This window comes from Mesorhizobium sp. L48C026A00 (assembly GCF_000502375.1).
In the GTDB taxonomy this organism is placed as follows: domain Bacteria; phylum Pseudomonadota; class Alphaproteobacteria; order Rhizobiales; family Rhizobiaceae; genus Mesorhizobium; species Mesorhizobium muleiense.
The window spans coordinates 236874-261201 of the sequence record NZ_AYWU01000015.1 but is presented as its reverse complement, the minus strand read 5'-3'; the positions used below and the strand labels follow the sequence as shown (position 1 = coordinate 261201).

The window sequence follows — 24328 nt, the reverse complement described above, 5'->3', positions numbered from 1 at the left end:
GCCCTGACCGCGCGGGCGGCGCTGGCAGCGCTGCTCGAGGCCTATCTTGGCAGGCGCAGTGCCGCCCGGGTGCAGGCCGGCGCGCTGCGCCGCGGCACCGGGGAGACCATCCGCGCCGCGCTGCTCTGTGCCGATCTGCGTGACTTCACCGCCCTGTCCGAGGCGACGGAGCCCGCAGCGATGATCACCGCCCTCGACGCTTGGTTCGACCGCGTCGCCGGGGCGGTGCATGCTTTCGGGGGCGAGGTGCTGAAGTTCATCGGCGACGGTGTGCTGGCGATTTTCCCGGTCACGGGCGCCCCGGCCGAGGCCTGCGAGGCGGCGCTGCGGGCTGTTGTCGCCGCCCGCGCCGGCATGGCCCATCTCGATGCGGTGCGGCAGACGGAGGGGCTGCCGCCGCTGCCCTTCGGCGCGGCACTGCATCTCGGTGAGATGCTGTGGGGCAATATCGGCGCGGCCGACCGGCTGGACTTCACTGCCATCGGCCCTGCGGTCAACCTGGTCAGCCGGCTCGAAGGGCTATGCAGGCCCCTTGGTCGCAGCGTGCTCATCTCGGGCGCGGTCGCGGCGGAGACGACAACGGCTTTGATCCCTTTGGGCGAGCACTTATTGCGCGGTATCGCTGATCCCTGCGCGGTCTTCACCCTGCCGGAGGATTGAGCCCCGCGGGCCGGGGTCCGGGCAAGGGTACCAGATGCGTGACTAATACAAGCGGGAGCCGGTACGTCTGTGCAGGCAATCGGCTTTGCAGCCACGAGCGGCGACGGACTGAGCTGATCATGTCGCCTCATGTGCTCCGGCCAATAGCAGCACGTAGGTTGCCTTTTCAAGCTTCCTTACCGCTCGCTCAGATTTGTCTATCTGACAACAAACGTCAGCTGTCATACATTCCGGACGTTCGCTGCGATGCCACGAACGTCCGCAGGGGGGCACGTCACGGCGTTACTCGCACCGACGTGAAGGTCAGCTATTGAAGATCCGAGGGCCAAAGCTGCCAGTCCGCTTGCGGCCCCAAAATGACCATGAACGGCCGAGGTTTGGTGGAAAACGGAACGTCCGCTGTCGGCGCACCCTCCAGCAAATTTCCACCACATCCCAGAACTAACGGTCGCTTCATCGGGATTGGCTGATAGCTTCGGCACGTCTTGGCATGACATGACTGCGGGAGGATGCCCCCTTGAGAATGAGATATCTGCTAGCAGCCTCACTCGTTGTGGCGATCGTCCTGACGCTCAGATGGGAATGGCTGGAGCCCCATCACTTCGAGGATGACGTCATGCGAGCCGCGCTGGCGGAGGAAGTTCGCCGGGACGACACCCGTTGCCCGCTCAGCAGCAAAGCTGTGGAGCAGGCTCGGCCATGGGTTCTTGCAGCCTGCGCGGCAGGCGGGCTCGGCTGGCATGAGGCAGCGGCGAAATATGGCGACGATGCAGCCAGAGTGTTCCTCGTCTATGGCGAGGATGCGGATTTCGTGGAGGTTTTCGACCGTCTCGGCCATCCGGTCGTGCCGGTGATTGCTTACTTCGTGAAGAATGGATCGTCGCAGTACTTGTTGCAGGAAACCATCGGTCAGGGCCTCTCGAGCCTGTGGGACGACCGGCAGGTGGGATTCGGCCTCGCCGAGATTTCGCCGGAGCAATATGGGCTTGTTGCCATTCGCGAGCTCAAGGATCGCGGGCATGAGATGCTGTCGGAGTTCGAGATCGTTGACGGAACAGCAGTCCGCAGACAGTTCACCCGCACGCTGCTTGGTGCGAAGAACATAGTCCTGGGCGGCGTTTCCGACCTGGAAGGGGTGATCACCCGCGGCGAGCGGCTTCCGACCTGGGACGAGATGGGTTGGGCGGCCTTCGATGCGGCAATCGTCGTCGGGGGCATGGGCGCCGCAGCCAAGGCATTGCGGGTTGCGAGGGCACCGGTGGCCGCAGCTGGTCGCGGAACTGTGCGGATCGCACATCTGAGGGCTGCAGGCAAAGGTGCGTTCCAATCGCTTTCCGCCGTCGGTACCGCAGCCGGTGTCGCCGCCGTCGTCGCACTTCCCTATGTGGCGATCACGCGACCTCACCTTCTGACAAACGCGGCCGGTTGGATAGCCGAACAAGCAGGTCTCCCGGCCTGGCTCGGCGCCTTTGCGGCCTACCTTATACTCTGTCTTGTCCTGGCTTCTCTGCTGAGGATGGTTCTGGCGCCGCTGGCCTGGACGCTGCGAACGCTGGGCAAGATCGTTGGACGATTCGCCGGTGCCGGCGGTGTCCGATCCGCCTAAGTCCCGGGCACAGCGCCAATGGTGCGCGAAGCAGACATAGTTTAGATGGCGCGGCCTCAGATTCTGCAAAATCGCGAGTGGGTATGTGCCGGAACAGCCGACCTGGGGTTGGCGGGTGAAATGGCAGCAATAGCGTGTCGCAGTTAAATAGTTATGCGTCTGCCAGCTCCATCGAGCGGCCTAGATACTTTTCCATCTTTTCAGTGGGGATATCTGTGGGGCAGGCAGTATTCGGGATGCCTAACCCATTGTTTTTTCTGGTCGGAGTGGCAGGATTTGAACCTGCGACCCCATCGTCCCGAACGATGTGCGCTACCAGGCTGCGCTACACTCCGTGACCAGACCGCGGGCTTATAGCCGCCGTACTTCGTTCCTGCAAGCGCCAATGGCAGCGCTTCTGTCGCATTTCTTGCCGTTTCGCTCTAACGTCATACAGGTTTCAGTTCCCTGCGGGATAAACACCGCTTAACGGCTCGTGTTATAGGCATGGCCACCTGCGTTGAAACCACTCTGAATCCAGCCGCTTGGAGTTGCTGTCTTGTCCCTGAAGATTGTTAGCGAAGCCCTTCCCAACACTTTCGAGTTTGAAACCTCGGCGCTGATCAAGGCGTCCGGCTTTCGTGAGTATGATGCGCGCTGGTGGTTCGGCCATCCGGGCTCTGCAAAGCCACCTGAGCTCAACCTGATCGGTGTCCAGGCGCTCGGCATGGGGCTCGGCACGCTGATCCGGCGTTTGGGCGCCGGGCCGGACATCGTGACCGGGCATGATTTCCGCTCCTATTCGCTGGCGATCAAGCTGGCGCTGGTTTCCGGGCTGATGGCCGCCGGCGCGCGGGTTAGGGATATCGGGTTGGCGCTATCGCCGATGGCTTATTTCGCCCAGTTCGCGCTCGACACGCCGTCTGTCGCCATGGTCACCGCCTCGCACAACGAGAACGGCTGGAGCGGCGTCAAGATGGGGGCGGCGCGTCCGCTGACTTTCGGTCCGGAGGAAATGAGCGCATTGAAGGCGATCGTGCTTGCCGGCGACTTCGACCTGGTCGGCGGCGGCTCCTATGACTTCGTTGCGGATTTCCGCAAGATCTATCTCGACGACCTGACCCGCGACAAGCGCATAGCGAGAAAGCTCAAGGTGGTCGCCGCCTGCGGCAACGGCACTGCCGGCGCTTTTGCACCTGAAGCGCTGGAACGGATCGGCTGCGAGGTGATCCCGCTCGATGTCGAGCTCGATCATAAGTTTCCGAATTACAACCCCAATCCCGAAGACATGAAGATGCTGCACGCGATCCGCGACAAGGTGCTGGAGACAGGAGCAGATGTCGGGCTTGGCTTCGACGGCGATGGCGACCGCTGCGGCGTGGTCGACAATGAAGGCAACGAGATCTTCGCCGACAAGGTCGGCGTCATGCTCGCGCGCGACATTGCGCGCCTGCATCCAGGCTCGACCTTCGTCGTCGACGTCAAGTCGACCGGATTGTTCAATACCGACGCCGCGCTGCGCGCCGATGGCGCCGTCACCGATTATTGGAAGACCGGCCACTCCTATATAAAGCGGCGCGTGGCCGAGCTTGGCGCCATCGCCGGTTTCGAGAAATCCGGTCATTTCTTCTTCAACCCGCCGATCGGGCGCGGCTATGATGATGGTCTGATCACAGCCATCGCCATCTGCGAGATGCTGGATCGCAGCCCGACAAGCAGCATGGCCGATCTCTATCGCGACCTGCCGCTGACTTTCGGCACGCCGACCATGTCGCCGCACTGCGCCGACGAGCTGAAATATGGCGTGGTCGAGCGGGTCGTTTCCGACTTTCAAGCCATGAAGCATGACGGCGCCATCTTCGCCGGCCAGAAGATCGCCGAGCTGATCACCGTCAATGGCGTTCGCGTCGTTGCCGAGGACGGCACCTGGGGCCTGGTGCGGGCGTCGTCGAACAAGCCGGAGCTTGTCGTCGTGGTGGAGAGCCCGGTGTCGTCCGAACGGCGCCGGCAGATGTTCGAAGCCGTCGATGCGGTGCTGCGCCGCAGCCCTGAGGTCGGCGCCTACAACCAGACGTTCTAAGTTCTCTGGCTAAGGTCTCTGGTCGGCGGCGCCGGTGAGCCTCAATAGGGGCTCGCCACATCCCCGGTCTCGACATAGACCGACTTCAACTGCGAATAGAGTGCCAACGCCGCAAGCGAGTTTTCTCGCCCGATTCCCGACTGCTTGAAGCCGCCGAAGGGAATTTCGACGGGCGTCAGGTTGTAGGCGTTGATCCAGCAGGTGCCGGCCTGCAACTCGGCGATGACGCGGTGGGCGCGCGGCAGGTCGCGCGTGAACACGCCGGCGGCAAGGCCAAATTCGGTATCGTTGGCGCGCTCGATCACCTCGTCCTCACCGTCGAATTTCAGCACGCTCATGACAGGCCCGAAAATCTCCTCGCGCGCGATGCGCATCGTGTCGGTGACGCCGGTGAAGACCGTCGGCTCGACGAAGAAGCCGCCTTGGAAACCTTGCAGCGAAGGTACATTGCCGCCGCAGGCGAGCACAGCGCCATCCTGCTTGCCGGCCTCGATATAGCCGATGACCTTTTCATGCTGCGCCTTGGAGACCAGCGGTCCCATCTGCGTTTCCTGGTCGAGCGGATCGCCGATACGGATTTTCTTGGTCCGCTCGACGAGTCGTTCGACGAAACGGTCGTGGATGCCCTTCTGCACGAAGACCCGCGTGCCGTTGGAGCAGATCTGGCCGGTCGAATAGAAATTGCCGAGCATGGCGCCGCCGATGGCATTTTCGAGATCGGCATCGTCGAAGATGATCAGCGGCGACTTGCCGCCAAGCTCCATGGTGGCATGCTTCATCTTCGAGCCGGCGAGCGACAGCACCTTGCGGCCGGTCGGCACCGAGCCGGTCACCGAAACCTTGGCGACGACATCGTGGCCGACGAGGCCGGCGCCGACATCGCCATAGCCCTGCACGACGTTGAACAGCCCATCGGGCAGGCCGGCCTCGGTGTAGATTTCGGCGAGCGCCAGCGCCGACATCGGCGTGTTCTCCGACGGCTTGAACACCATGGCGTTGCCCATGGCGAGTGCCGGCGCCGATTTCCAGCCGGCGATCTGGATCGGGTAGTTCCAGGCGCCGATGCCGACGCAGACGCCCAGCGCCTCGCGCCTTGTATAGGCAAAGGCGCCGCCGAGATCGACGGACTCGCCATTATAGGCAGCGACCGCGCCGCCGAAATATTCGAGGCAGTCGGCTGCCGATGGCGCGTCCGCCACCAGCGTCTCCTGGATCGCCTTGCCGGTATCCAGCGTCTCGATGCGCGCCAGGTCGGCGTTGCGCACGCGCAATATGTCGGCGGCGCGGCGCAGGATGCGCCCGCGCTCGACCGGCTTCAGCCGCGCCCAGGCCGGTTGTGCTGCACGCGCTGCTTCGATCGCCAGTTCCAGCACGTTCGGCGTCGCCGAACGCAGCATCGCGATGGTCTCGCCGGTTGCCGGATAGATGACCGGCAGCGGCGCACCTTGCTCATCGTCGATGTAGCGTCCGTTGACATAGTGCGATGCCTTTGGCTGGGCGCGCATGGGACCTTCTCCAAATTGTCTTTCGATGCGACCGGCGGGCAGACACCGCCGGATCATCGCTTATCGCATCGGCCCGAAAATCGGAATCGATTTTCGGAAAGCACGATGCGAGGACTAAAAAAGCGATAGAGCGCTTGTGCGTCCGAATGGACGAACGTCGTTCTATCGATCCGACACCTGCCAGCGCGGATTGATCCATGGTTCCTGGTTGGACGGCGCCAGCGGCGTGCGGCCGAGAATGTGGTCGGCGGCCTTTTCGCCGGTCATGATTGACGGCGCGTTGAGATTGCCGTTGGTGACGCGCGGGAAGATCGAAGAATCGGCGATCCGCAGCCCGTCGACGCCGATGACACGGCATTGCGGATCGACGACGCTCATCGGATCATCCTTGCGGCCCATCTTGCAAGTGCCGCAAGGGTGGTAGGCGCTTTCGGCGTGATCGCGGATGAAGGCATCGAGATCGTCGTCCGACTGCACGTGCGAGCCCGGCGAGATCTCCTTGCCGCGATAGGCATCGAAGGCCGACTGGCCGAAGATCTCGCGCGTCAGCCGGATGCAGTGGCGGAACTCGATCCAGTCGTCCGGATGCGACATGTAGTTGAAACGGATCACCGGCTTCGAGCCGGGATCGGGCGAGCGCAGCGTGACGGAACCGCGCGACTTCGATCGCATCGGCCCGACATGCGCCTGGAAACCATGCGCTTTCGCCGCCGCCTTGCCGTCATAGCGGACCGCCGCCGGGATGAAGTGATACTGGATGTCGGGATAGTCGACGCCGGCGCGCGAGCGCACGAAGGCGGCCGCCTCGAAATGGTTGGTTGCACCAAGGCCCGACTTGAAGAACAGCCATTGCGCGCCGATCAGCGCCTTGGAGAACGGGTTCAGCACCGAATTCAGCGTGATCGGCTGCGTCGATTCCTGCTGGATGTAGAGCTCCATATGGTCCTGCAGGTTGCGGCCGACGCCGGGCCGGTCGGCGACCACCGGAATGCCGTATTCCCTCAGATGTTGGGCCGGGCCGATGCCGGACAGCATCAGGATCTTGGGCGAATTGATCGAGGAGGCGGCAACGATCACTTCACGTCGCGCCTTGATCACCTGAATCCGTCTGCGCACTTCGATCTCGACACCGGTGGCGCGTTGATTCTCGATGATCACCCGTCGGGCGAAGCCCTTGACCAGGCTTACATTTTTCCGCCTCAGCGCCGGCCTGAGATAGGCACTCGCCGCCGACCAGCGGCGGCCGCCGCGAATGGTCTGCTCCATCGGACCAAAGCCTTCCTGCTTCGCGCCGTTGTAGTCGTCGGTCAGCACGAAGCCGGCCTGACGGCCTGCCTCGACGAAGGCGCCGTAGAGTGGATTCGTCCTTGAGCCGCGCTGCACGGTCAGCGGGCCGCCGTGGCCGCGCCAGCCATTCTCGCCGCCGTTGGCGTCCTCCATGCGCTTGAAGTAGGGGAGCACGTCGGCAAACCCCCAGCCAGCCGCGCCCTGTTCGGCCCAATGGTCGAAATCGCGGGCGTGACCGCGTACATAGACCATGCCGTTGATCGAGGACGAGCCGCCGATGACCTTGCCGCGCGGCGTCGCCAGCACACGGCCGCCGAGATGCGGCTCCGGCTCGCTGGCAAAACCCCAGTCGTAGAGGCTCATATTGAGCGGGATCGACAGCGCCGACGGCATCTGGATCAGCGGCCCGATGTCGCTGCCGCCAAATTCGATGACGATCACCGAATATTTGCCATCCTCCGACAGCCGGTAGGCCATGGCCGAGCCGGCCGAGCCGGCGCCGATGATGACGAAATCCGCCTCAAGCATGGTTCATATGCGCCCATCGTTCATATGCGTCATGAAATCGGTGAGCGAGACATTGCCGCCGGTTGCCACCACGAGCACGGTCTTGCCGCTCACATCCACCTTGCCGCCGAGCAGCGCCGCGAGCGATGCAGCGCCCGAAGGTTCCAGCACCAGCTTCAACCGTTCGAAGGCGACGCGCATCGCGCCGCGCACCGATTGATCGTCGACGGTGATGCCGCGAACGCCCGCGGTCCTGACCGCCGCGAACGGCGCGTCGCCGGGCCTGCGCGCCATCAGCCCGTCGCATATCGATTTCGGCCCGATCGGCATGGTTTCGATGACGCCATGCGCCAGCGACGCGCCCATGCCGTCGAAACCTTCCGGCTCGACGCCAATGATCTCGGTCGCCGGCGACAGATAGTGGAAAGCCAGCGAAACGCCGCCGATCAGCCCGCCGCCGCCGACCGCGCAGAACAGCAGATCGGCGCTGGCATTCCTGGCATCGAGTTGCTCGAGTGCCTCCAGCCCGGCACCAGCCTGGCCGGCGACGATCTCGGGGTCATCGAACGGATGCAGCAGCGCCAGCCCCTCGGTCTCGGCGATCTCTCGCGCCGTGGCGGCGGCAACCTCCTCACGCGCGCGCTCGCCATGGTCGGTCAGCACCACGCGCGCGCCATAGCCGGTCGTTGCGTCGCGCTTGGCGGCCGGCGCGTCGATCGGCATGACGATGGTCACTGGAATGCCCAGCGCCTGGCCGGTGGCGGCCAGCCCTTGCCCAAAATTGCCGGAGGAATAGGCGACGACGCCCTTCCTGGCTTCATCGGGCGAAAGCCGCTTCAGCCGCCAATAGGCGCCGCGCATCTTGAAGGAACCGGCCCATTGCAGCGACTCCGGCTTGACGAAGACGCGCAAGGCGCCGGTCTCCCTGGCCAAGGCCGCCGACTCCAGCAGCGGCGTGATCTGCGTCGCCTTGGCGGTGACGGCATACGCCTGTTTGAGGTGATCGAGGGAGGGGACGAGGGTTGTCATCATTCGCCTCGCGGAAAGCGCTTCTGCTCTTCGAGCAGGTCGAGGTTCATGTGGTTGCGCATGTAACGTTCCGAGGCCTTCTGCAGCGGCTGGAATTCCCAGGGGTAATGCGTGCCGTTGCGCAGCGCCGGATAGACCACCCAGCGGCGCGCCTGGCTGGCGCGTACGGCGGCATCGAAGGCAGCCATGTCCCAGCGCGCCCGGACCTTATCGGTGAAAGAAGCCACCAAAGCCGCGTGCGCCGGGTCGGCGGCGAGGTTGGTCAATTCCCGCGGATCCGATTCAAGATCAAACAGTTGCGGCGGATCGATCTCGCAATGGATGAATTTGTAACGGCCCTCGCGGATCGCCACCATCGGCGCGTTGGAGCCTTCGGCCGCATATTCCATCAGCACAGGTTCAGTGCGCGTCTTGCCGTCGAGCAGCGGCAGCAGCGACTGGCCGTCGGTCCATGGAGCAATCGCGCTCATGTCGATGCCGGCGAGGTCGCAAAGCGTCGGCACGACGTCGAGATTGGAGACCGGTGCGTCGATCAGGATGGCCGAAATGTCTTTTCCGGCGATCATCAGCGGCACCCGCGCCGAGCCCTCGAAAAAGCACATCTTGAACCACAGGCCGCGCTCGCCGAGCATGTCGCCGTGATCGGAGCAGAACAGGATGATCGTGTCGTCGAGCATCCGCGTGCGCTCGAGCACCGACAGCAGTTCGCCGACCTTGTCGTCGAGATAAGAGATGCTGGCGAAATAGCCGCGCCGCGCGCGGCGGATCTGCTCGCCGGTGATGTCGAAACTGTCATAGTCGCTGGCGCGGTAAAGCCGCCGCGAATGCAGATCCTGTTCGTCATAGGGGATGAAGCCGACTTCCGGCTCGAGCGCCGGGCAATCCTCGTAGAGATCCCAATAGCGCCGGCGCGCGACATACGGGTCGTGCGGATGGGTGAAGGAGACGGTCAGGCACCACGGCCGGCGCGCGGCATCGTCCGAGACGCGGGCGAAATCATAAAGCTTCTGCACCGCGTGAAAGGCGACCTCGTCGTCATATTCCATCTGGTTGGTGATCTCGGCGACGCCGGCGCCGGCCACCGAGCCGAGATTGTGATACCACCAGTCGATCCGCTCGCCGGGCTTGCGATAATCCGGCGTCCAACCGAAATCGGCCGGATAGATGTCGGTGGTCAGCCGCTCCTCGAAACCATGCAACTGATCCGGCCCGACGAAATGCATCTTGCCGGACAGGCAGGCGTGGTAGCCGGCGGCACGCAGATGATGCGCATAGGTCGGGATCGACGAGGCGAATTCGGCGGCATTGTCATAGACCTCGGTGCGCGACGGCAACTGGCCGCTCATGAACGCCGCACGGCCCGGCGCGCAGAGCGGCGAGGCGGTGTAATTGTTCTTGAAGCGCGCCGAACGAGCCGCCAGCGCCTTCAGATGCGGCGCATGCAGGAAGTCCGCCGGCCCATCCGGGAACAATGTGCCGTTGAGCTGATCGACCATGACGATCAGAAAATTGGGTCGCTTCGACGTCACTGCGCGCTCCGCCGGCCGAGTTTCGTTTCGAGATAGTCCTCGATCAGCGCGATCGCGGTCGCGGCATTGGGCACGCCGTCCTTCAGCGCGCGCCTGATGTAGAGCCCGTCGATCAGCGCCGCTGTCGCCTCGGCGACGCGGTCGGCTTCGCTTCTCGGCAGGATGCAGGTCAGCCCGTTCAACAGATTGGAATGCAGGCGTCGCGCATAGACCTTGAGCAGCCGGCGCAGCGCTCGCGATTTCTGCGCCTCGACATAGAAGGCGAGCCAGGCGGCTATCGTTTCCGGCTGGAACTGGGCGTCGGAGAAATTGACCGCGACCACCGCCGAAACGCGCTGGCGTGGCGTGCTGGCCGATCGAAGCGCGCGCCGCATGTCGGCGGTCAACTCGGCCAGGATGTGCCGCATCGTCGCCAGCAAAAGTTCGTCCTTGGCGCCGAAATAGTGATGGGCGAGCGCCGAGGACACCCCGGCTCGCCCGGCGATTTCCGACATCGTCACATCAAGCGAACCGCGCTCGCCGATCGCCGAGATCGTCGCGTCGATCAGCGCCCTGCGGCGCAGCGGCTCCATTCCGATTTTCGGCATCTTTGCTCCGGTCCCTTGCGGCAAGATTATTTTTTATTGACGGATCAATCAACAAAAATCCGACGCGATTGTGTGGCAAATGTCAGCTGCCGTGACCAGATATCAAGATCAAGTGGTTGTGTGGTTCTGGCCCCTTTACGAAGTCGCTGGAACGGTTCATTCTTGAACAATGTTGATAGCGCGCCGCCACATCGCGTAGCCCGGCCCGCAGGGATGGAGATAACCATGACAGCATGCATCGTTGGCTGGGCGCATTCGCGCTTCGGCAAGCTCGAAGGCGAGACACTGGAGGGCCTCATCACCAAGGTGGCTAGCGAGGCGCTCGATCATGCCGGCATCGGTCCGGACGAGGTCGACGAGATCGTGCTCGGCCACTTCAATGCCGGCTTTTCCGCACAGGATTTCACCGCAAGCCTGGTCCTGCAGGCCGATGACCGGCTGCGCTTCAAGCCGGCGACGCGCGTCGAGAACGCCTGCGCCACCGGCTCGGCGGCGGTCAGGCAAGGCATCCGCGCTATCGACGCCAATGCGGCTCGCATCGTGCTGGTGGTCGGCGCCGAGCAGATGACGACGACATCAGGTCCAGAAATCGGCAAGAATCTTCTCAAGGCCTCTTATTTGCCCGAGGAGGGCGACACGCCGGCAGGCTTCGCCGGCGTTTTCGGCCAGATCGCCCAAGCCTACTTCCAACGCTATGGCGACCAGTCGGACGCGCTGGCGATGATCGCCGCCAAGAACCACAGGAACGGCGTCGACAATCCCTATGCGCAGATGCGCAAGGATTTCGGCTATGAGTTCTGCCGGCACGAGAGCGAGAAGAACCCCTTCGTCGCCGGTCCCCTGAAGCGTACCGACTGCTCGCTGGTGTCGGACGGCGCCGCCGCGCTGGTGCTTGCCGACACGGCGACGGCATTGAAGATGCGCCGCGCCGTCGCTTTCCGCGCCAACGAGCATGTGCAGGATTTCCTGCCGATGTCGAAGCGTGACATCCTGGCATTCGAGGGTTGCGAGCAGGCGTGGAACCAGGCGCTGAACAAGGCCGGTGTGACGCTCGACGATCTGTCCTTCGTCGAGACGCATGACTGCTTCACCATCGCCGAGCTGATCGAATATGAGGCGATGGGCCTGGCGAAACCGGGCGAGGGCGCAAAACTGGCGCTGGACGGCGAGACGGCGAAGGACGGCCGGCTGCCGGTCAATCCGTCAGGCGGGCTGAAAGCCAAGGGCCATCCGATCGGCGCCACCGGCGTGTCGATGCACGTGCTGAGCGCCATGCAGCTCGTCGGCGAGGCCGGCGGCATCCAGGTGCCCGGAGCAAAGCTCGGCGGCATCTTCAATATGGGCGGCGCCGCCGTCGCCAACTATGTTTCCATTCTCGATCGGATCAGATAAAACCCGCCCGCATTACAGCGCCGCGCGCCCTTCCGGGCGCGCAAAGGACGCTGTAACACTTTGATTTTACGCATGATCCTTTTCGAAAATCGAATCCGATTTTCGAGGTCGTGCGTTAGCGGGGAATTCATGACAAATCCGGTTCTGGTCGAAGTTTTGCGCGGCGCCGTGGTCGAGAGCGCGCATCGTGGCGCCATTGCGGTCTTCGATGCCGATGGCAAGCCGGTCTGGGAAATCGGCGATACGGCTCGCCCGGTGTTCCCGCGCTCGGCGGTCAAGGCGATCCAGGCGCTGCCGCTGGTCGAAAGCGGCGCCGCCGATGCGTACGGTTTCGGCGACCGCGAACTGGCGCTGGCCTGCGCTTCGCATTCCGGCGAGCCAGCGCATGTCGAACTGGCGCGGGCGATGCTGGCCAAGGCCGGGCTGGACGTGGCGGCACTGGAATGCGGCGCGCATTGGCCGTCCAGCCATGACGCGACCGTTGCGCTGGCCAGCAACGGCAATTTGCCAAACGCGCTGCACAACAATTGTTCCGGCAAGCATGCGGGCTTCCTCTGCACCTGCGTCCACGCCGGCGTTGCTCATCGCGGCTATGTCAAATCAGGCCATGCCTCGCAGGACATGGTGCGCGATGCAATGCAAGCGGTGACCGGTGCTGCCCATGATGTCGATCATTGCGGCACTGACGGCTGCTCGATCCCGACCTATGCCGTGCCGCTACGCAGCTTCGCGCTCGGCTTTGCCCGCATGGCGACCGGTGCCGGCTTTGAACCCGTGCGCGCCAAGGCCGCAAAGCGGCTGCTTTCCGCCTGCATGGCCGAGCCATTTCTGGTCGCCGGCACGGGCAGGGCTGATGTTGCGCTGATGCAGGCCGCGTCAGGCCGGATTTTTGTGAAGGGAGGGGCCGAAGGCGTCTATTGCGCGGCACTTCCCGAGCTTGGCCTAGGCATTGCGCTGAAATGCGATGATGGCGCCGGCCGCGCCGCTGAAGTCACGGTCGCGGCCGTGCTGGCCAGGTTTTTGCACGCCGACAAGGCGCTGGCGGCGATACTGACCGAAGAGGCACATCCGCCCATAGAAAGCCGGATCGGCGCCAAGGTCGGCTCACTCCGCCCTACTGCTGCGCTGGACTGAGAACGGGCATTCAGCTCGCATGATTGCGTCCGACGGTCAGTTGCGCAAAGCCACACAAACTCCCAGCGTCCTCCCGTCGCGCCGCAGGAATCGTGTCACGCCGGATCGGCAGATCCGGTTTTCCGGCAATAGCTTGTGGAGTCGCCACGCGAGGCATAAGCTCGACTGATGAGCAGAGCCTTCACGCGCGAAGAGGATAGCGAAAACGCCATCGCCGGCATCGGCGAGCGGCCGATCAGCCACCATCGCAATCTGGTGACGCAACGCGGCCTGGCGCTGATCGACGCCGAACTGGCTGCCCTGCGCGACGATCTGGGCAGAGCGGAAAAGAGGGCCGACCGCGAGCGCATCGCGCTCATCTCGCGCGACCTGCGCTACTGGACCGCGCGGCGTGAAAGCGCCGAGCTTTCCGTGCCGGAACCGGGCAGCGACCTGGTTCGCTTCGGCATGGGCGTCACGCTGGAAGGCGAGGACGGCAGGAAGGTGCACTGGAGGATTGTCGGCGAGGATGAGGCCGATCCGGCCAAGGGGACGATTTCCCATGTTTCACCGATGGCCTTGGCCTTGTTCGGCAAGAAGGTCGGCGAAATTGCCGTGGTGAACGGCAGGGAGTGGGAGATTGTGAAGCTCTCCGACAGCTAATGCATGTCGCCCCAAAAGCATGCGGGCCTGACCCGAGGGTGCGCAGCGGTTTTGCGATAGCGACTGCATAAAAACGAGAACTTAAAGCGCGTCGCGGGAATCCATCCCGAACGCGACGCACATTAGCCCTCGACCTTGACGACATGGTCGCGGAAGAACGCCGCAGCACCCGCCTCGTCGATTTCGCCGGCGGCGACGCCCATGACGAACTCATAGATCGTGCCGTTGTCGGCCGTCAGCACATAGCCGTTGACAATCAGGAACGCGCCGGCGGCGACGATGGCCGCGCGCTTGTTGCCGTCGACAAAGGCGTGATTTCTGGCGATGCCGAAGATATAGGCCGCCGCCAGATCCTCGATCGATGGATCACCATAGTTCGCCTTGTTCTCGGCTCGGGCGAGCGCCGATTCGAGGGCATTCTCATCCCTCAAACCGTGCGCTCCGCCGTGCCGACGCAACTGCTCGGCGTGCATGGCTTCGACCGCACGCCGGCTCAGGAACTCCCAGCTCATTCGGCGAGCTTCTGAAGCGCGACTTTGTATTTGTCCATGACTTGGCGAGCAGCTTCCATCTGCCGCTCGAAGCTGTCGTCCACTGGCCGAAGGGCGATGCCCTTGCTCGTTTCGACGATCTCAAGCTGATCGCCGGCCTTCAGATTCAGGTGATCGAGAATTTCCTTGGGCAGGATCACGCCTTCGGAATTGCCGATTTTGCGAATGGTCGTGTTCATGGATTCAACCCTTGTTGCAACGCCAATTATAACTCCAATTGTCGGTCGTTGCAACATGGATTATAACAAGTTCAGCCGGCCTGCAGCAGCCTATCCATCAGCCGCTCCGCCGCTTCCGGGATGACGGTGCCTGGCGGGAAGATTTCCACAGCACCCGCCTGCCGTACCGCCTCATGATCTTGCGGCGGGATGACGCCGCCGGCGACGATCAGCATATCGTCGCGGCCAAGCTTCTTCAGCGCGTCCCTGAGTTCGGGAATGAGCGTCAAATGACCCGCGGCCAGCGACGAGGCGCCAATGATATGCACGTCGTGCTCGACGCCAAGCCTGGCGATCTCGTCCGGCGTCTGGAACATCGGCCCGACGGTGACGTCGAAGCCTAGATCGGCAAAGGCGGTGGCGATCACTTTCTGGCCGCGATCGTGGCCATCCTGTCCCATCTTGGCGACGAGAATGCGTGGCTTGCCGCCGGACTTCTCCTCGAACGCGACGATCTTGTCCTGCAGCCGATCGACCGCCGGATTGTCGCCGAGCGCCTTGCGATAGACGCCGGAGATCGTCTGGACGGAGGCGACATGGCGGCCAAAAACCTTTTCCAGCGCCAGTGAAATCTCGCCGACCGTGGCGTTGGCGCGTGCGGCGCGAATGGCGAACTCCAGCAGATTTTCGCCGCTCTCCGCAGCCCGGCTCAGCGCACTCAGTGCGCTCTCGACGGCGCCGACGTCGCGCGTGCCTTTCAGCCGCTGCAGTTTCGACAATTGCCGGGCCCTGACTTCGGCGTTGTCGATCTTCAGCACGTCGACTTTGATATCCGTCTCGGGACGATGGGCGTTGACGCCGACCAGGATCTGCTCGCCGGAATCGATCCGCGCCTGCGTGCGCGCGGCGGCCTCTTCGATGCGCAGCTTCGGTATGTTTTTTTCGGTTGCGGCGGCCATGCCGCCCAGGCTCTCGACCTCTTCGATATGGGCAAGCGCGCGCGCCGCCAGGTCATGTGTCAGCCGTTCGAGATAGGCAGAGCCGCCCCACGGGTCGATGATGCGGGTGGTGCCGGATTCCTTTTGCAGGATGAGCTGCGTGTTGCGGGCGATGCGGGCCGAATGGTCGGTCGGCAGCGCCATCGCCTCGTCGAAGGCGTTGGTGTGCAGCGATTGTGTATGACCCTGCGTCGCCGCCATCGCCTCGATCATGGTGCGAATGATGTTGTTGTAAGGGTCCTGCGCCGTTAGCGACCAGCCCGAAGTCTGGCAATGGGTGCGCAGCGACAGCGAGCGCTCGTCCTTCGGCGAGAAGTTCTTCAGCATCAGGGTCGACCACAAAAGGCGGGCTGCCCTCAGCTTGGCGACCTCCATGAAGAAGTTCATGCCGATCGCCCAGAAGAAGGACAGGCGCGGCGCAAAACGGTCGATATCGAGACCCGCCGCGACACCGGCGCGGGCATATTCGATTCCATCGGCGATCGTGTAGGCGAGCTCGAGGTCGGCGGTCGCCCCTGCCTCCTGCATGTGATAGCCGGAGATCGAAATCGAATTGAACTTCGGCATGTGCTGCGACGTATAGGAGAAGATGTCCGACACGATCCGCATCGAAGGTTTTGGCGGATAGATGTAGGTGTTGCGCACCATGAACTCTTTCAGAATGTCGTTCTGAATGGTCCCGGCGAGGTCCTTTTGCGCAACGCCCTGTTCTTCCGCGGCGACGATGTAGAGCGCCATGATTGGCAGCACCGCGCCGTTCATGGTCATCGACACCGTCATCTCGTCAAGCGGGATGCCGTCGAAGAGCTGGCGCATGTCGAGGATGGAATCGATGGCGACGCCTGCCATGCCGACATCACCGGCAACGCGCGGATGATCGCTGTCGTAGCCGCGATGCGTGGCAAGGTCGAAAGCGACCGACAGTCCCTTCTGGCCGGCCGCGAGGTTGCGCCGGTAAAAGGCGTTCGACTCTTCCGCCGTCGAGAAGCCGGCATATTGCCTGATCGTCCACGGCTGCTGGACATACATGGTCGGGTAGGGGCCGTGCACGAATGGCGGCAGGCCCGGATAAGTGTCGAGATGCGGCAACCCCTTGAGGTCGCCCTGGTTGTACAGATGCTTGATGGCCAGTCCTTCCGGGGTCATCCGCTGGCCCTTGACCTCAATCGGCGCCCGGCGCGGCGCCGACCAGCCGATCTGGCTGAAATCCGGAATCATGATGCTGCTCCGATCGATTGATCGATACGGATCGGAAACAGCGGCTCGCACACCGCGACGCCCTCGGTGACCGAGGGCCGCCGCTCCGCCGCCAAGGTTTCGACCGGACGTTCGATCTTCGACGGGTGAAGCGTCGTGCCGATGATGGCCCGGTCGCCCGCCTGATAGGCGGCATTGCGGCGGGCGGCGGCCGCCTGAACCCGTTTCTGGATGTGTCCTTGCTGCAGGCTGGACAGCACGCCGCCTTCCGCCTCGATCCGCTGGAATTCTTCCCACGCAGCTTCACAGAGTTCGCCAGTCAGCGCTTCAACGGCGCCCGAACCGCAAGCAGGGTCTGCGACATGATCGATATGGCTTTCGTTGGCCATGATCAGTTGCGTATTGCGGGCAACACGGCGGCCAAAGCCCGCCGGCAGGCCATGCGCGATCGTATGAGGCAGGATGGAGACCGAGTCCGCCCCGCCGGCTGCCGCGGCAAAAGCGGCGATCGTGGTGCGCAGGATGTTCGTCTCCGGATCCGCCGAGGTCATCATGCGGAACGATGTCTCGGCATGGATGTTGGCGGTGGCGGCGGAGATCGAGCATGCCTCCTGGACCCGCGCCCACAGCCTGCGCAGGGCCCTGACCTTGGCCATCGATACGAACTGGTCCTGGTCGACGCTCAGCGCAAAGCCGATATGGGGCGCCGCATAGACAAGCGGCTGGCGCGCCTCCTCAAACATCCGGAGATAGGAGACCGCCGAAGCCATCATGGTGCCCAGCTCCTGCGCTTCGGTGGCACCGGCATTGTGGAAGACGCGTCCGTCTGCCTCCAGCAGGACCCCGGGCACGCCCATCGAGAAAAAGTGCGCCAGGGACTGCGGCATCGACGCCTGCAGGGCCTCGATCGACATCCGCAACCGGCCGGTTCCGGCAAAGATCGCCGCCGGGTCGATGCCGAAGGACAGGTTGAGCTTTGCCGGGTCTGACCGGCGCTTGCTCAAGAACGCAACCAGCCAGTCGGCCACGGCGCGGCTCCAGGGATGCGCGTCGATGCGGACCTGGATGCGGTTGAGCGGCACGCCGTCCAGCACGGTCTCCAGCGCCTCGGCAGTCCTCGGCAGGCCGTAGCCGAACGCATTCGGCGCGCCTTCGAAGACAAGCGACAATCCGGTGGCGCCCTGTGCGACGTCCTCCAGGGCCTGGGCTTTGGCGCGGCCGACATCCGGATCGTCGATACGCTGGCTGACGATCCACGGCGATCCGGGGTTTGCCCGTGGGAGAGGCTCTGCGGTGACCGAACGATCATAAAGCGGTTCGATGCGGATGGCATCGTCCGTATGGGATACGAGTTTTTCCTCGAAGGATCCGCCGGCCAGGGCTTTTTCCGCAAGGGCCAGCCACCGCTGCCGGTCAGGGTTCGGAAGTTCGGCATCGTGGTTCAAGGCACCGGCCATCCGCTCTCCTCGTCTTCTCGGCCGATAGGCCTGGAACGTCAGTCTACGGTTCCCCGTCGCATATCACAATGCAACACGGGCCCTGCGACGGTGAACCGTCAACCGATTGCCAAACATGCGCAAAATCCGCAAGCTCCAAAACCCAATTTCGACCATGGCCATTGTCGCTGCGCAATGGCGTCATTATACCTGCGGCGAGCCCCGCTACTTTCAATAGATCAGGGCATTCAACACTTCAGGTTGCGGAGACCCGACACATGGCTGACGACACCAGTATTTTCATCGGAGCCAGCCGAAAGCCTGATGACAGCTACCAGCGCGCCGAAAACCTGCTGCTTCAGTATGGCAATCGTCATGGCCTGGTCACCGGCGCGACCGGCACCGGCAAGACCGTGAGCTTGCAGATTTTGGCGGAAGGTTTCTCCAATGCCGGCGTGCCGGTCTTCTGCGCCGACATCAAGGGCGACCTGTCCGGTATCGCCATGATGGGCGCGGCACAGGATTTTCTGGTCAAGCGCGCCGAGCAGGTCAAGCTCGATCCCTATGATTTCCAGGAATTTCCGGTCATATTCTGGGATCTTTTCGGCGAGCAGGGCCATCCGATCCGCGCCACCGTCTCGGAAATGGGGCCGCTGCTGCTGTCGCGGCTTATGAACCTTTCCGAGGCGCAGGAAGGCATCATGAACATCGCCTTCCGCATCGCCGACGAGGAAGGCTTGTTGCTGCTGGACCTGAAGGACCTGCAAGCGCTTCTTGCCAACATCGCCGAACGTGCCGAAGGAATCGGCGCTCGCTACGGCAATGTGACGAAACCTTCGGTTGGCGCAATCCAGCGCACGCTGCTGGTTCTGGAGCAGCAGGGCGCGACGAATTTCTTCGGCGAGCCGGCATTGCGGATCGCCGACATCATGCGCACTACCCGCGACGGGCGCGGCGCGATCAGCGTGCTGGCCGCCGACAAGCTGATGATGAATCCCCGGCTCTATGCGACATTCCTGTTGTGGCTGATGTCGGAACTGTTCGAGGAGCTGCCCGAAGTCGGCGATCCCGACAAGCCAAAGCTGGTCTTCTTCTTCGACGAGGCGCACCTTCTGTTCGACGACGCGCCGAAGGTGCTGATCGACCGCGTCGAGCAGGTGGTCCGCCTGATCCGTTCGAAGGGCGTCGGCGTCTACTTCGTCACCCAGAATCCGCTGGATATCCCCGAAACCGTTCTGGCCCAGCTCGGCAACCGGGTGCAGCACGCCCTGCGCGCCTACACGCCACGGGAGCAGAAGGCCGTGAGGACCGCCGCCGAGACGTTCAGGCCCAATCCCGACTTCGACTGTGCTACCGTGATCACGCAGCTCGGCACTGGCGAGGCGCTGGTCTCGACGCTGGAAGCCAAAGGTGTTCCGTCCATGGTCCAGCGGACGCTGGTTCGCCCGCCGTCGTCGCGACTTGGCCCGATCACGCCTGACGAGCGCCGCACGCTGATCACCGAGAGCCCGGTTGTGGGACAGTACGACCAGACCGTCGATCGTGAATCGGCTTTCGAGATGCTGCAGAAAAAAGCCAAGGACGCTCTGGACGCGGAGGCGCAGCAGCAGGAGAGCGGCGGCTCGCGCTGGACCATTCCAGGCTTCGGCAATGACGATCCCGCGCCCCAGCCCACCGGCGGCAGGCGGGCACCGGCGCCACGAGCGTCCAATCGCCAAACGGTGGCGGAGGCGGCGATCAAATCGGTGGTTCGCTCGGTCGGCACGTCGGTTGGACGGGCGATCGTGCGCGGCATCCTCGGCAGCCTGGCCAGGGGGCGGCGCTGAAAGCACCGCATCGGACCCAAAACCGGGCACCGGTTTTGCGAGAATCCGATGCTCGGGGAAAAGCATCGGACCGGAAATTCGCGGCGCCGAAAGTCCGCCGCTCCAGCGCCTTCGACCAGCTCAGAAGACCGGGTCCGAGATCGCCCTTGCCGGGCCGAGCAGGATCGATCCTTCCGGGACGCCCGCATCGATTGGAATGGCTTTGCGGTCTGCCGTGGCAACCAGTTCCTGACCGACACCGGAGGTAACGATCACCGGCGTCTTGTTGGGCACACGGTCATAAAGGTCGATAATGTCCTGATTTATCAAGCGAACGCAGCCAGATGACACTGATTTGCCTATGGAAAACCACTCCGGCGAGCCGTGCAGGCGGTACAGCGTGTCCTCGTTGCCCTCGAAGAGATACAGCGCCCGCGCTCCGAGCGGATTGGTGAGCCCGCCGGGCATGCCGCCATTCTCGGCGCTGTATTTTGCGTACTCGGGCTGGCGGGCGATCATTTCGGCCGGCGGCGTCCATTTCGGCCACTTCTGCTTCCACTGGACGACGGCATCGCCAGACCATTCGAAACCGGCGCGACCCAGCCCGACCCCATAACGAATGGCTTGTCCGCCCGGACGCACGAAATAGAGGTGGTGGCCGGCCGTATCGACGACGATGGTGCCGGGCGCTTGGCCGGTCGGATCGGGAACGATCTGACGCAGAAATTGCTCGTCGATTTTCTCGTAGGGTATGCCCGGCAGCTCGAACCCATTGTCGCTGACCGGACCGTACATTGTTGCATAGTCCATGAGCGGCGGCTCGACGTTGGCAGGCGGCGGCGGCTCGACAGGCCGGCCTGCCGTCGTGGTGCAGGCGGAAACCGCAATCGAGGCGGCGCCGAGCGCAGCGGCGTTGAGAAAGCCGCGACGGCTTAGGCGATAGGAGTCGATTTCGGTTGTGAACATCGTTGCCTTTTTTAAGTCTCATATCGAAACAGAACATGAATACGCCAATCACTGCGGCGCGCCAGCCCTACCAATGCCTGGCGCGATAGGCGGTTCCGATTCTGGCCTGAGGGTGAACAAACAAAGGCAAAGCTGTGACGGTTCAGCCCCTGTTGCGCCGAGGCAACAGGCCCGCAGCGCCGCGCGTAATGATCCTTTCCAAAAATCGATTCCGATTTGGGCTCATGTGTCAGCCTGCGGCGAGCAGGCCTTCGAGCGAGGGCAGGATCAGGGCCGGCGGAAAGTCCCGGTATTCCTCGGGCTGGTCGGAGCGGTTGATCCAGACTGTCCGGAACCCGAATTTGGTGGCGCCGGCGACGTCCCAGCGGTTGGATGACTGAAACGACACCGCACCCGGATAGAGACGCCAGCCTGTCGTGACCATGTCGTAGACCGACGGATCGGCCTTGAAGCGCTTGACGGCCTCGACGGAATAGATGTCGTCCAGAACCTGGTCGAGCGCGGCCGATTTGACCGCCGCTTCCAGCATTTCAGGCGAGCCGTTGGATAGGATCGCCAGCTTGGCGCCAGATGCTTTGAGCGCCTTGAGCACGGCCGGCACCTCCGGATAGCAGTCCAGCCGCCAATAGGCGTCGAGCAGCTTGGCCCTCAGTCCCTTGTCCGCGGAGGGAACCTTGCGCAAGGCGAAATCCAGCGCCTGTTCGGTGAGTTGCCAGAAATCGGCGTAGGCGCCCATCAGCGTCCTCACCCAGGAATATTCCAATTGTTTGGCGCGCCAGATCTCCGACAGGAGCTGGCCGTCCGGTCCGATCTGGTCGGCATGACGGCGGACGGCTGCGTGCACGTCGAACAGCGTTCCGTAAGCGTCGAAAACGTAAGCCGCATGTTGCATGGTGACAGTTTTGCGGCGAGGCAAGGCCAGGCGCAAGCACGGATTGCAATTTCGCATGCCGCTGGCCTTAACAAATCTCAGCCATATCAGTTGACGGCAGACGCCAAAGCATCTTCCAATGGCGAGACAAGACAGCTCTGAAACGCGGAATCAAGCGATGACACTGGCGGCTGCGGCGCAATCCGCGACATGGACCTTCGTGGATGGCGACTGGTATGACGGCAACGTCGCCATTCTGGGGCCGCGCAGCCATGCCATGTGGCTCGGCACCAGCGTGTTCGACGGCGCCCGCTGGTTCGAGGGCGTCGCCCCCGACCTCGACCGCCACGCCGCCAGGGTGAACGCCTCGGCGAACGCGCTTGGTCTCAAACCATCCATGAGCGCCGAAAAGATCGTCGGGCTGACCTGGGACGGGCTGAAGAACTTCGACGGCAAGACGGCGGTCTACATAAGGCCGATGTACTGGGCCGAACATGGTGGCTATATGGGCGTGCCGGCAGATCCGGCCTCGACCCGGTTCTGCCTTTGCCTCTATGAATCGCCGATGATCTCGCCGGCAGGCTTTTCTGTCACCGTCTCGCCGTTCCGGCGCCCGACCATCGAGACCATGCCGACCAACGCCAAGGCCGGCTGCCTTTATCCCAACAATGGTCGTGCCATCCTCGAAGCCAAGATGCGCGGCTTCGACAACGCGCTGGTGCTCGACATGCTGGGCAATGTCGCCGAGACCGGAACCTCGAACATTTTCCTGGTCAAGGATGGCCATGTCCTGACGCCGGCGCCGAACGGCACGTTCCTGTCCGGCATCACCCGTTCGCGGACGATGACGCTGCTTGACGAATATGGCTTCAAGACCATCGAAAAGGCGCTGTCGGTGCGCGAATTCCTCGAAGCCGACGAGATATTCTCGACCGGAAACCACTCGAAAGTCGTGCCGGTCACCCGCATCGAGGATCGCAATCTCCAGCCCGGGCCTGTAGCGAAAAAGGCGCGCGAACTCTATTGGGAGTGGGCGCATTCGACTTCGGCCGGCTGACTGGCTAAAAAGCGAACCGGCGCTTCGTTCCGGAGTTGCTCCACACCAATCCAGACCTATGTTAGTCCGGTATCGACACCGGATTTTTTCCACGAGGAGTACGACCGATGGCTTTTGAATTGCCCGCCTTGCCCTATGACTATGAGGCATTGCAGCCTTACATGTCGAAGGAGACGCTGGAGTATCACCACGACAAGCACCACAAGGCCTATGTCGACAACGGCAACAAGCTGGCTGCCGAAGCCGGGCTCGGCGATTTGTCGGTCGAAGAGATTGTGAAACAATCCTTCGGCAAGAACCCCGGGCTCTTCAACAATGCCGGCCAGCACTACAATCACATCCACTTCTGGCAGTGGATGAAGAAGGGCGGCGGCGGCAACAAATTGCCCGGCGCGCTGCAAAAGGCGTTTGACAGCGATCTTGGCGGTTACGACAAGTTCAAGGCCGATTTCGTCGCCGCCGGCACCACCCAGTTCGGTTCGGGCTGGGCCTGGGTTTCGGTCAAGGACGGCAAGCTGGCGATCTCGAAGACCCCGAACGGCGAGAACCCGCTGGTCCATGGCGCGACCCCGATCCTGGGCGTCGATGTCTGGGAGCACTCCTACTATATCGACTATCGCAACGCCCGGCCGAAATATCTCGAAGCCTTCGTCGACAATCTCATCAACTGGGACCATGTCCTCGAGCTCTACGAAAAGGCGTAGGCCTGACTGAGTTGCAGAAGAGCCCCGGCAAAACCGGGGCTTTTCTCTATGTGCCAAATGATCGGCCGCCCTTTTCCAACGACCGTCGCGAAAAATTCACACAAGCGTGAGGCGAATTTCCGGAATTTTCAAGCCAGTTTTGCCGTTATGGATCAGTCGGACCTTCACCCGAAACATCTTCACCATGGAGCCAGTTGAATGAGAAAGCTTATCCTCGCCATCTCGATGCTCGCCTTCGCCGGTTCGGCGGCGTTTGCCGATCCGATCCAGGAGCGGCAGGCCATTATGAAGGAACGTGGAAAGATCGCCGGCCAATTGTCGAAAGTCGTCAAGGGCGAGACCCCTTACGACGCAGCGGCCGTGCTGGCGGCGTTGAAGGCGCTGGAGGCAAACGCCGAGAAGTTCCATGCAAACCTCGACACTCTTTTCCCGGCTGGCAGCGACACCGGCGACACCACAGCTGCCCCAAAAATCTGGGACGATATGGCCGGCTTCAAGGCGGTGGAAGAAAAATATCTCGCCGACGTCAAGGCTGCGGCGGCCGCCGCTCCTGCCGACGTCGATGCCTTCAAGGCGGGGTTCAACACCATAGGCGGCGATTGCGGCACCTGCCACAAGACATACAGGATTAAGAAGGGCTGATAGCGG

General features: G+C 63.0%; 21 protein-coding genes and 1 tRNA gene. 10 read left to right on the top strand and 12 right to left on the bottom strand.

Features of this window, described 5'->3' with window-relative positions:
- Together X738_RS65610 and X738_RS65605 are read left to right on the top strand one after the other, a co-directional pair.
- Positions 1 to 660, top strand: a 660-nt coding sequence (locus tag X738_RS65610) for an adenylate/guanylate cyclase domain-containing protein (RefSeq protein ID WP_023800862.1), incomplete at its 5' end; no start/stop codon positions are given.
- 523 nt (positions 661 to 1183) lie between these two features.
- A complete protein-coding gene (locus tag X738_RS65605) occupies positions 1184 to 2266 on the top strand; it encodes a hypothetical protein (RefSeq protein WP_023800861.1) in 1083 nt (360 codons plus the stop codon).
- A gap of 258 nt (positions 2267 to 2524) precedes the next feature.
- Here X738_RS65605 and X738_RS65600 read toward each other — a convergent pair.
- A tRNA-Pro gene (locus tag X738_RS65600) sits at positions 2525 to 2601 on the bottom strand.
- 203 nt (positions 2602 to 2804) lie between these two features.
- Here X738_RS65600 and X738_RS65595 point away from each other — a divergent pair.
- Positions 2805 to 4325, top strand: a complete 1521-nt coding sequence (locus X738_RS65595; protein ID WP_023800860.1) for a phosphomannomutase/phosphoglucomutase — start codon at positions 2805 to 2807, stop codon at positions 4323 to 4325.
- Positions 4326 to 4366: 41 nt separating this feature from the next.
- Here X738_RS65595 and betB read toward each other — a convergent pair whose 3' ends face one another.
- The 5 genes from betB to betI form a co-directional block, all read right to left on the bottom strand.
- Positions 4367 to 5830, bottom strand: a complete 1464-nt coding sequence (gene betB, locus X738_RS65590) for a betaine-aldehyde dehydrogenase (protein ID WP_023800859.1) — start codon at positions 5828 to 5830, stop codon at positions 4367 to 4369.
- A 162-nt stretch (positions 5831 to 5992) separates the two neighbouring features.
- On the bottom strand, positions 5993 to 7645 hold the full coding sequence (gene betA / locus X738_RS65585) for a choline dehydrogenase (protein ID WP_023800858.1): 1653 nt from the start codon (positions 7643 to 7645) through the stop codon (positions 5993 to 5995).
- Between the two features lie 3 nt (positions 7646 to 7648).
- Entirely contained in the window at positions 7649 to 8656 is a 1008-nt protein-coding gene (locus X738_RS65580; RefSeq protein WP_023800857.1) for a threonine/serine dehydratase, read from the bottom strand.
- Positions 8653 to 10182 (bottom strand): choline-sulfatase, encoded by a 1530-nt coding sequence (gene betC, locus X738_RS65575; protein ID WP_023800856.1) that lies wholly within the window; start codon positions 10180 to 10182, stop codon positions 8653 to 8655. Before betC ends, X738_RS65580 begins: the two co-directional genes overlap by 4 nt.
- Complete coding sequence (gene betI, locus X738_RS65570) at positions 10179 to 10769, bottom strand: choline-binding transcriptional repressor BetI (protein ID WP_023800855.1); 591 nt, start codon at positions 10767 to 10769, stop codon at positions 10179 to 10181. Before betI ends, betC begins: the two co-directional genes overlap by 4 nt.
- A gap of 225 nt (positions 10770 to 10994) precedes the next feature.
- Between betI and X738_RS65565 the strand changes: the two genes are divergently transcribed.
- The 3 genes from X738_RS65565 (at position 10995) to greA (ending at position 13937) form a co-directional block, all read left to right on the top strand.
- Entirely contained in the window at positions 10995 to 12161 is a 1167-nt protein-coding gene (locus tag X738_RS65565; protein ID WP_023800854.1) for an acetyl-CoA acetyltransferase, read from the top strand.
- A gap of 129 nt (positions 12162 to 12290) precedes the next feature.
- The gene (locus tag X738_RS65560) at positions 12291 to 13295 is read left to right on the top strand and encodes an asparaginase (protein WP_023800853.1); all 1005 of its coding nucleotides are present in this window, start codon (positions 12291 to 12293) and stop codon (positions 13293 to 13295) included.
- 168 nt (positions 13296 to 13463) lie between these two features.
- Entirely contained in the window at positions 13464 to 13937 is a 474-nt protein-coding gene (gene greA, locus X738_RS65555; protein ID WP_023800852.1) for a transcription elongation factor GreA, read from the top strand.
- A gap of 122 nt (positions 13938 to 14059) precedes the next feature.
- Here the strand turns inward: greA and X738_RS65550 are convergent, their stop codons facing one another.
- The 4 genes from X738_RS65550 to X738_RS65535 form a co-directional block, all read right to left on the bottom strand.
- Positions 14060 to 14449, bottom strand: a complete 390-nt coding sequence (locus X738_RS65550) for a type II toxin-antitoxin system death-on-curing family toxin (protein WP_023800851.1) — start codon at positions 14447 to 14449, stop codon at positions 14060 to 14062.
- Positions 14446 to 14667 carry an AbrB/MazE/SpoVT family DNA-binding domain-containing protein gene (locus X738_RS65545; protein ID WP_023800850.1) on the bottom strand — a complete coding sequence of 74 codons (222 nt, stop codon included), beginning with the start codon at positions 14665 to 14667 and terminating at the stop codon, positions 14446 to 14448. Before X738_RS65545 ends, X738_RS65550 begins: the two co-directional genes overlap by 4 nt.
- 71 nt (positions 14668 to 14738) lie before the next feature.
- Positions 14739 to 16862 carry a methylmalonyl-CoA mutase gene (gene scpA / locus X738_RS65540; RefSeq protein WP_023800849.1) on the bottom strand — a complete coding sequence of 708 codons (2124 nt, stop codon included), beginning with the start codon at positions 16860 to 16862 and terminating at the stop codon, positions 14739 to 14741.
- Positions 16859 to 18298 (bottom strand): methylmalonyl-CoA mutase subunit beta, encoded by a 1440-nt coding sequence (locus X738_RS65535; protein ID WP_023800848.1) that lies wholly within the window; start codon positions 18296 to 18298, stop codon positions 16859 to 16861. Before X738_RS65535 ends, scpA begins: the two co-directional genes overlap by 4 nt.
- 257 nt (positions 18299 to 18555) lie before the next feature.
- Between X738_RS65535 and X738_RS65530 the strand changes: the two genes are divergently transcribed.
- Positions 18556 to 20103 (top strand): helicase HerA-like C-terminal domain-containing protein, encoded by a 1548-nt coding sequence (locus X738_RS65530; RefSeq protein WP_023800847.1) that lies wholly within the window; start codon positions 18556 to 18558, stop codon positions 20101 to 20103.
- A gap of 120 nt (positions 20104 to 20223) precedes the next feature.
- On the opposite strand, the gene X738_RS65525 is transcribed toward X738_RS65530, so the two are convergent.
- Entirely contained in the window at positions 20224 to 21048 is an 825-nt protein-coding gene (locus tag X738_RS65525) for a L,D-transpeptidase (protein WP_023800846.1), read from the bottom strand.
- A gap of 229 nt (positions 21049 to 21277) precedes the next feature.
- The gene (locus X738_RS65520) at positions 21278 to 21940 is read right to left on the bottom strand and encodes a haloacid dehalogenase type II (RefSeq protein ID WP_023800845.1); all 663 of its coding nucleotides are present in this window, start codon (positions 21938 to 21940) and stop codon (positions 21278 to 21280) included.
- 157 nt (positions 21941 to 22097) lie between these two features.
- On the opposite strand from X738_RS65520, the gene X738_RS65515 reads away from it, so the two are divergent.
- From X738_RS65515 to X738_RS65505, 3 genes are all read left to right on the top strand, one after another.
- Positions 22098 to 22976, top strand: coding sequence for a branched-chain amino acid aminotransferase (locus X738_RS65515; protein WP_023800844.1), 879 nt, complete (start codon positions 22098 to 22100; stop codon positions 22974 to 22976).
- Positions 22977 to 23083: 107 nt separating this feature from the next.
- Complete coding sequence (locus X738_RS65510; RefSeq protein ID WP_023800843.1) at positions 23084 to 23680, top strand: superoxide dismutase; 597 nt, start codon at positions 23084 to 23086, stop codon at positions 23678 to 23680.
- Between the two features lie 198 nt (positions 23681 to 23878).
- Positions 23879 to 24322: a c-type cytochrome gene (locus X738_RS65505; protein ID WP_023800842.1), complete on the top strand. Its 444-nt coding sequence runs from the start codon at positions 23879 to 23881 to the stop codon at positions 24320 to 24322.
- Positions 24323 to 24328 lie beyond the last annotated feature (6 nt).

What these genes read in the sequence shown, in the direction of transcription:
- X738_RS65605 (WP_023800861.1), top strand. Translation starts at nt 1,184, where the DNA reads ATGAGATATCTGCTAGCAGCCTCACTCGTTGTGGCGATCGTCCTGACG.
- betB (WP_023800859.1), bottom strand. Translation starts at nt 5,830, where the DNA reads ATGCGCGCCCAGCCAAAGGCATCGCACTATGTCAACGGACGCTACATC.
- betA (WP_023800858.1), bottom strand. Translation starts at nt 7,645, where the DNA reads ATGCTTGAGGCGGATTTCGTCATCATCGGCGCCGGCTCGGCCGGCTCG.
- X738_RS65580 (WP_023800857.1), bottom strand. Translation starts at nt 8,656, where the DNA reads ATGATGACAACCCTCGTCCCCTCCCTCGATCACCTCAAACAGGCGTAT.
- betI (WP_023800855.1), bottom strand. Translation starts at nt 10,769, where the DNA reads ATGCCGAAAATCGGAATGGAGCCGCTGCGCCGCAGGGCGCTGATCGAC.
- X738_RS65565 (WP_023800854.1), top strand. Translation starts at nt 10,995, where the DNA reads ATGACAGCATGCATCGTTGGCTGGGCGCATTCGCGCTTCGGCAAGCTC.
- X738_RS65560 (WP_023800853.1), top strand. Translation starts at nt 12,291, where the DNA reads ATGACAAATCCGGTTCTGGTCGAAGTTTTGCGCGGCGCCGTGGTCGAG.
- greA (WP_023800852.1), top strand. Translation starts at nt 13,464, where the DNA reads ATGAGCAGAGCCTTCACGCGCGAAGAGGATAGCGAAAACGCCATCGCC.
- X738_RS65550 (WP_023800851.1), bottom strand. Translation starts at nt 14,449, where the DNA reads ATGAGCTGGGAGTTCCTGAGCCGGCGTGCGGTCGAAGCCATGCACGCC.
- X738_RS65545 (WP_023800850.1), bottom strand. Translation starts at nt 14,667, where the DNA reads ATGAACACGACCATTCGCAAAATCGGCAATTCCGAAGGCGTGATCCTG.
- scpA (WP_023800849.1), bottom strand. Translation starts at nt 16,862, where the DNA reads ATGATTCCGGATTTCAGCCAGATCGGCTGGTCGGCGCCGCGCCGGGCG.
- X738_RS65535 (WP_023800848.1), bottom strand. Translation starts at nt 18,298, where the DNA reads ATGGCCGGTGCCTTGAACCACGATGCCGAACTTCCGAACCCTGACCGG.
- X738_RS65530 (WP_023800847.1), top strand. Translation starts at nt 18,556, where the DNA reads ATGGCTGACGACACCAGTATTTTCATCGGAGCCAGCCGAAAGCCTGAT.
- X738_RS65525 (WP_023800846.1), bottom strand. Translation starts at nt 21,048, where the DNA reads ATGTTCACAACCGAAATCGACTCCTATCGCCTAAGCCGTCGCGGCTTT.
- X738_RS65520 (WP_023800845.1), bottom strand. Translation starts at nt 21,940, where the DNA reads ATGCAACATGCGGCTTACGTTTTCGACGCTTACGGAACGCTGTTCGAC.
- X738_RS65515 (WP_023800844.1), top strand. Translation starts at nt 22,098, where the DNA reads ATGACACTGGCGGCTGCGGCGCAATCCGCGACATGGACCTTCGTGGAT.
- X738_RS65510 (WP_023800843.1), top strand. Translation starts at nt 23,084, where the DNA reads ATGGCTTTTGAATTGCCCGCCTTGCCCTATGACTATGAGGCATTGCAG.
- X738_RS65505 (WP_023800842.1), top strand. Translation starts at nt 23,879, where the DNA reads ATGAGAAAGCTTATCCTCGCCATCTCGATGCTCGCCTTCGCCGGTTCG.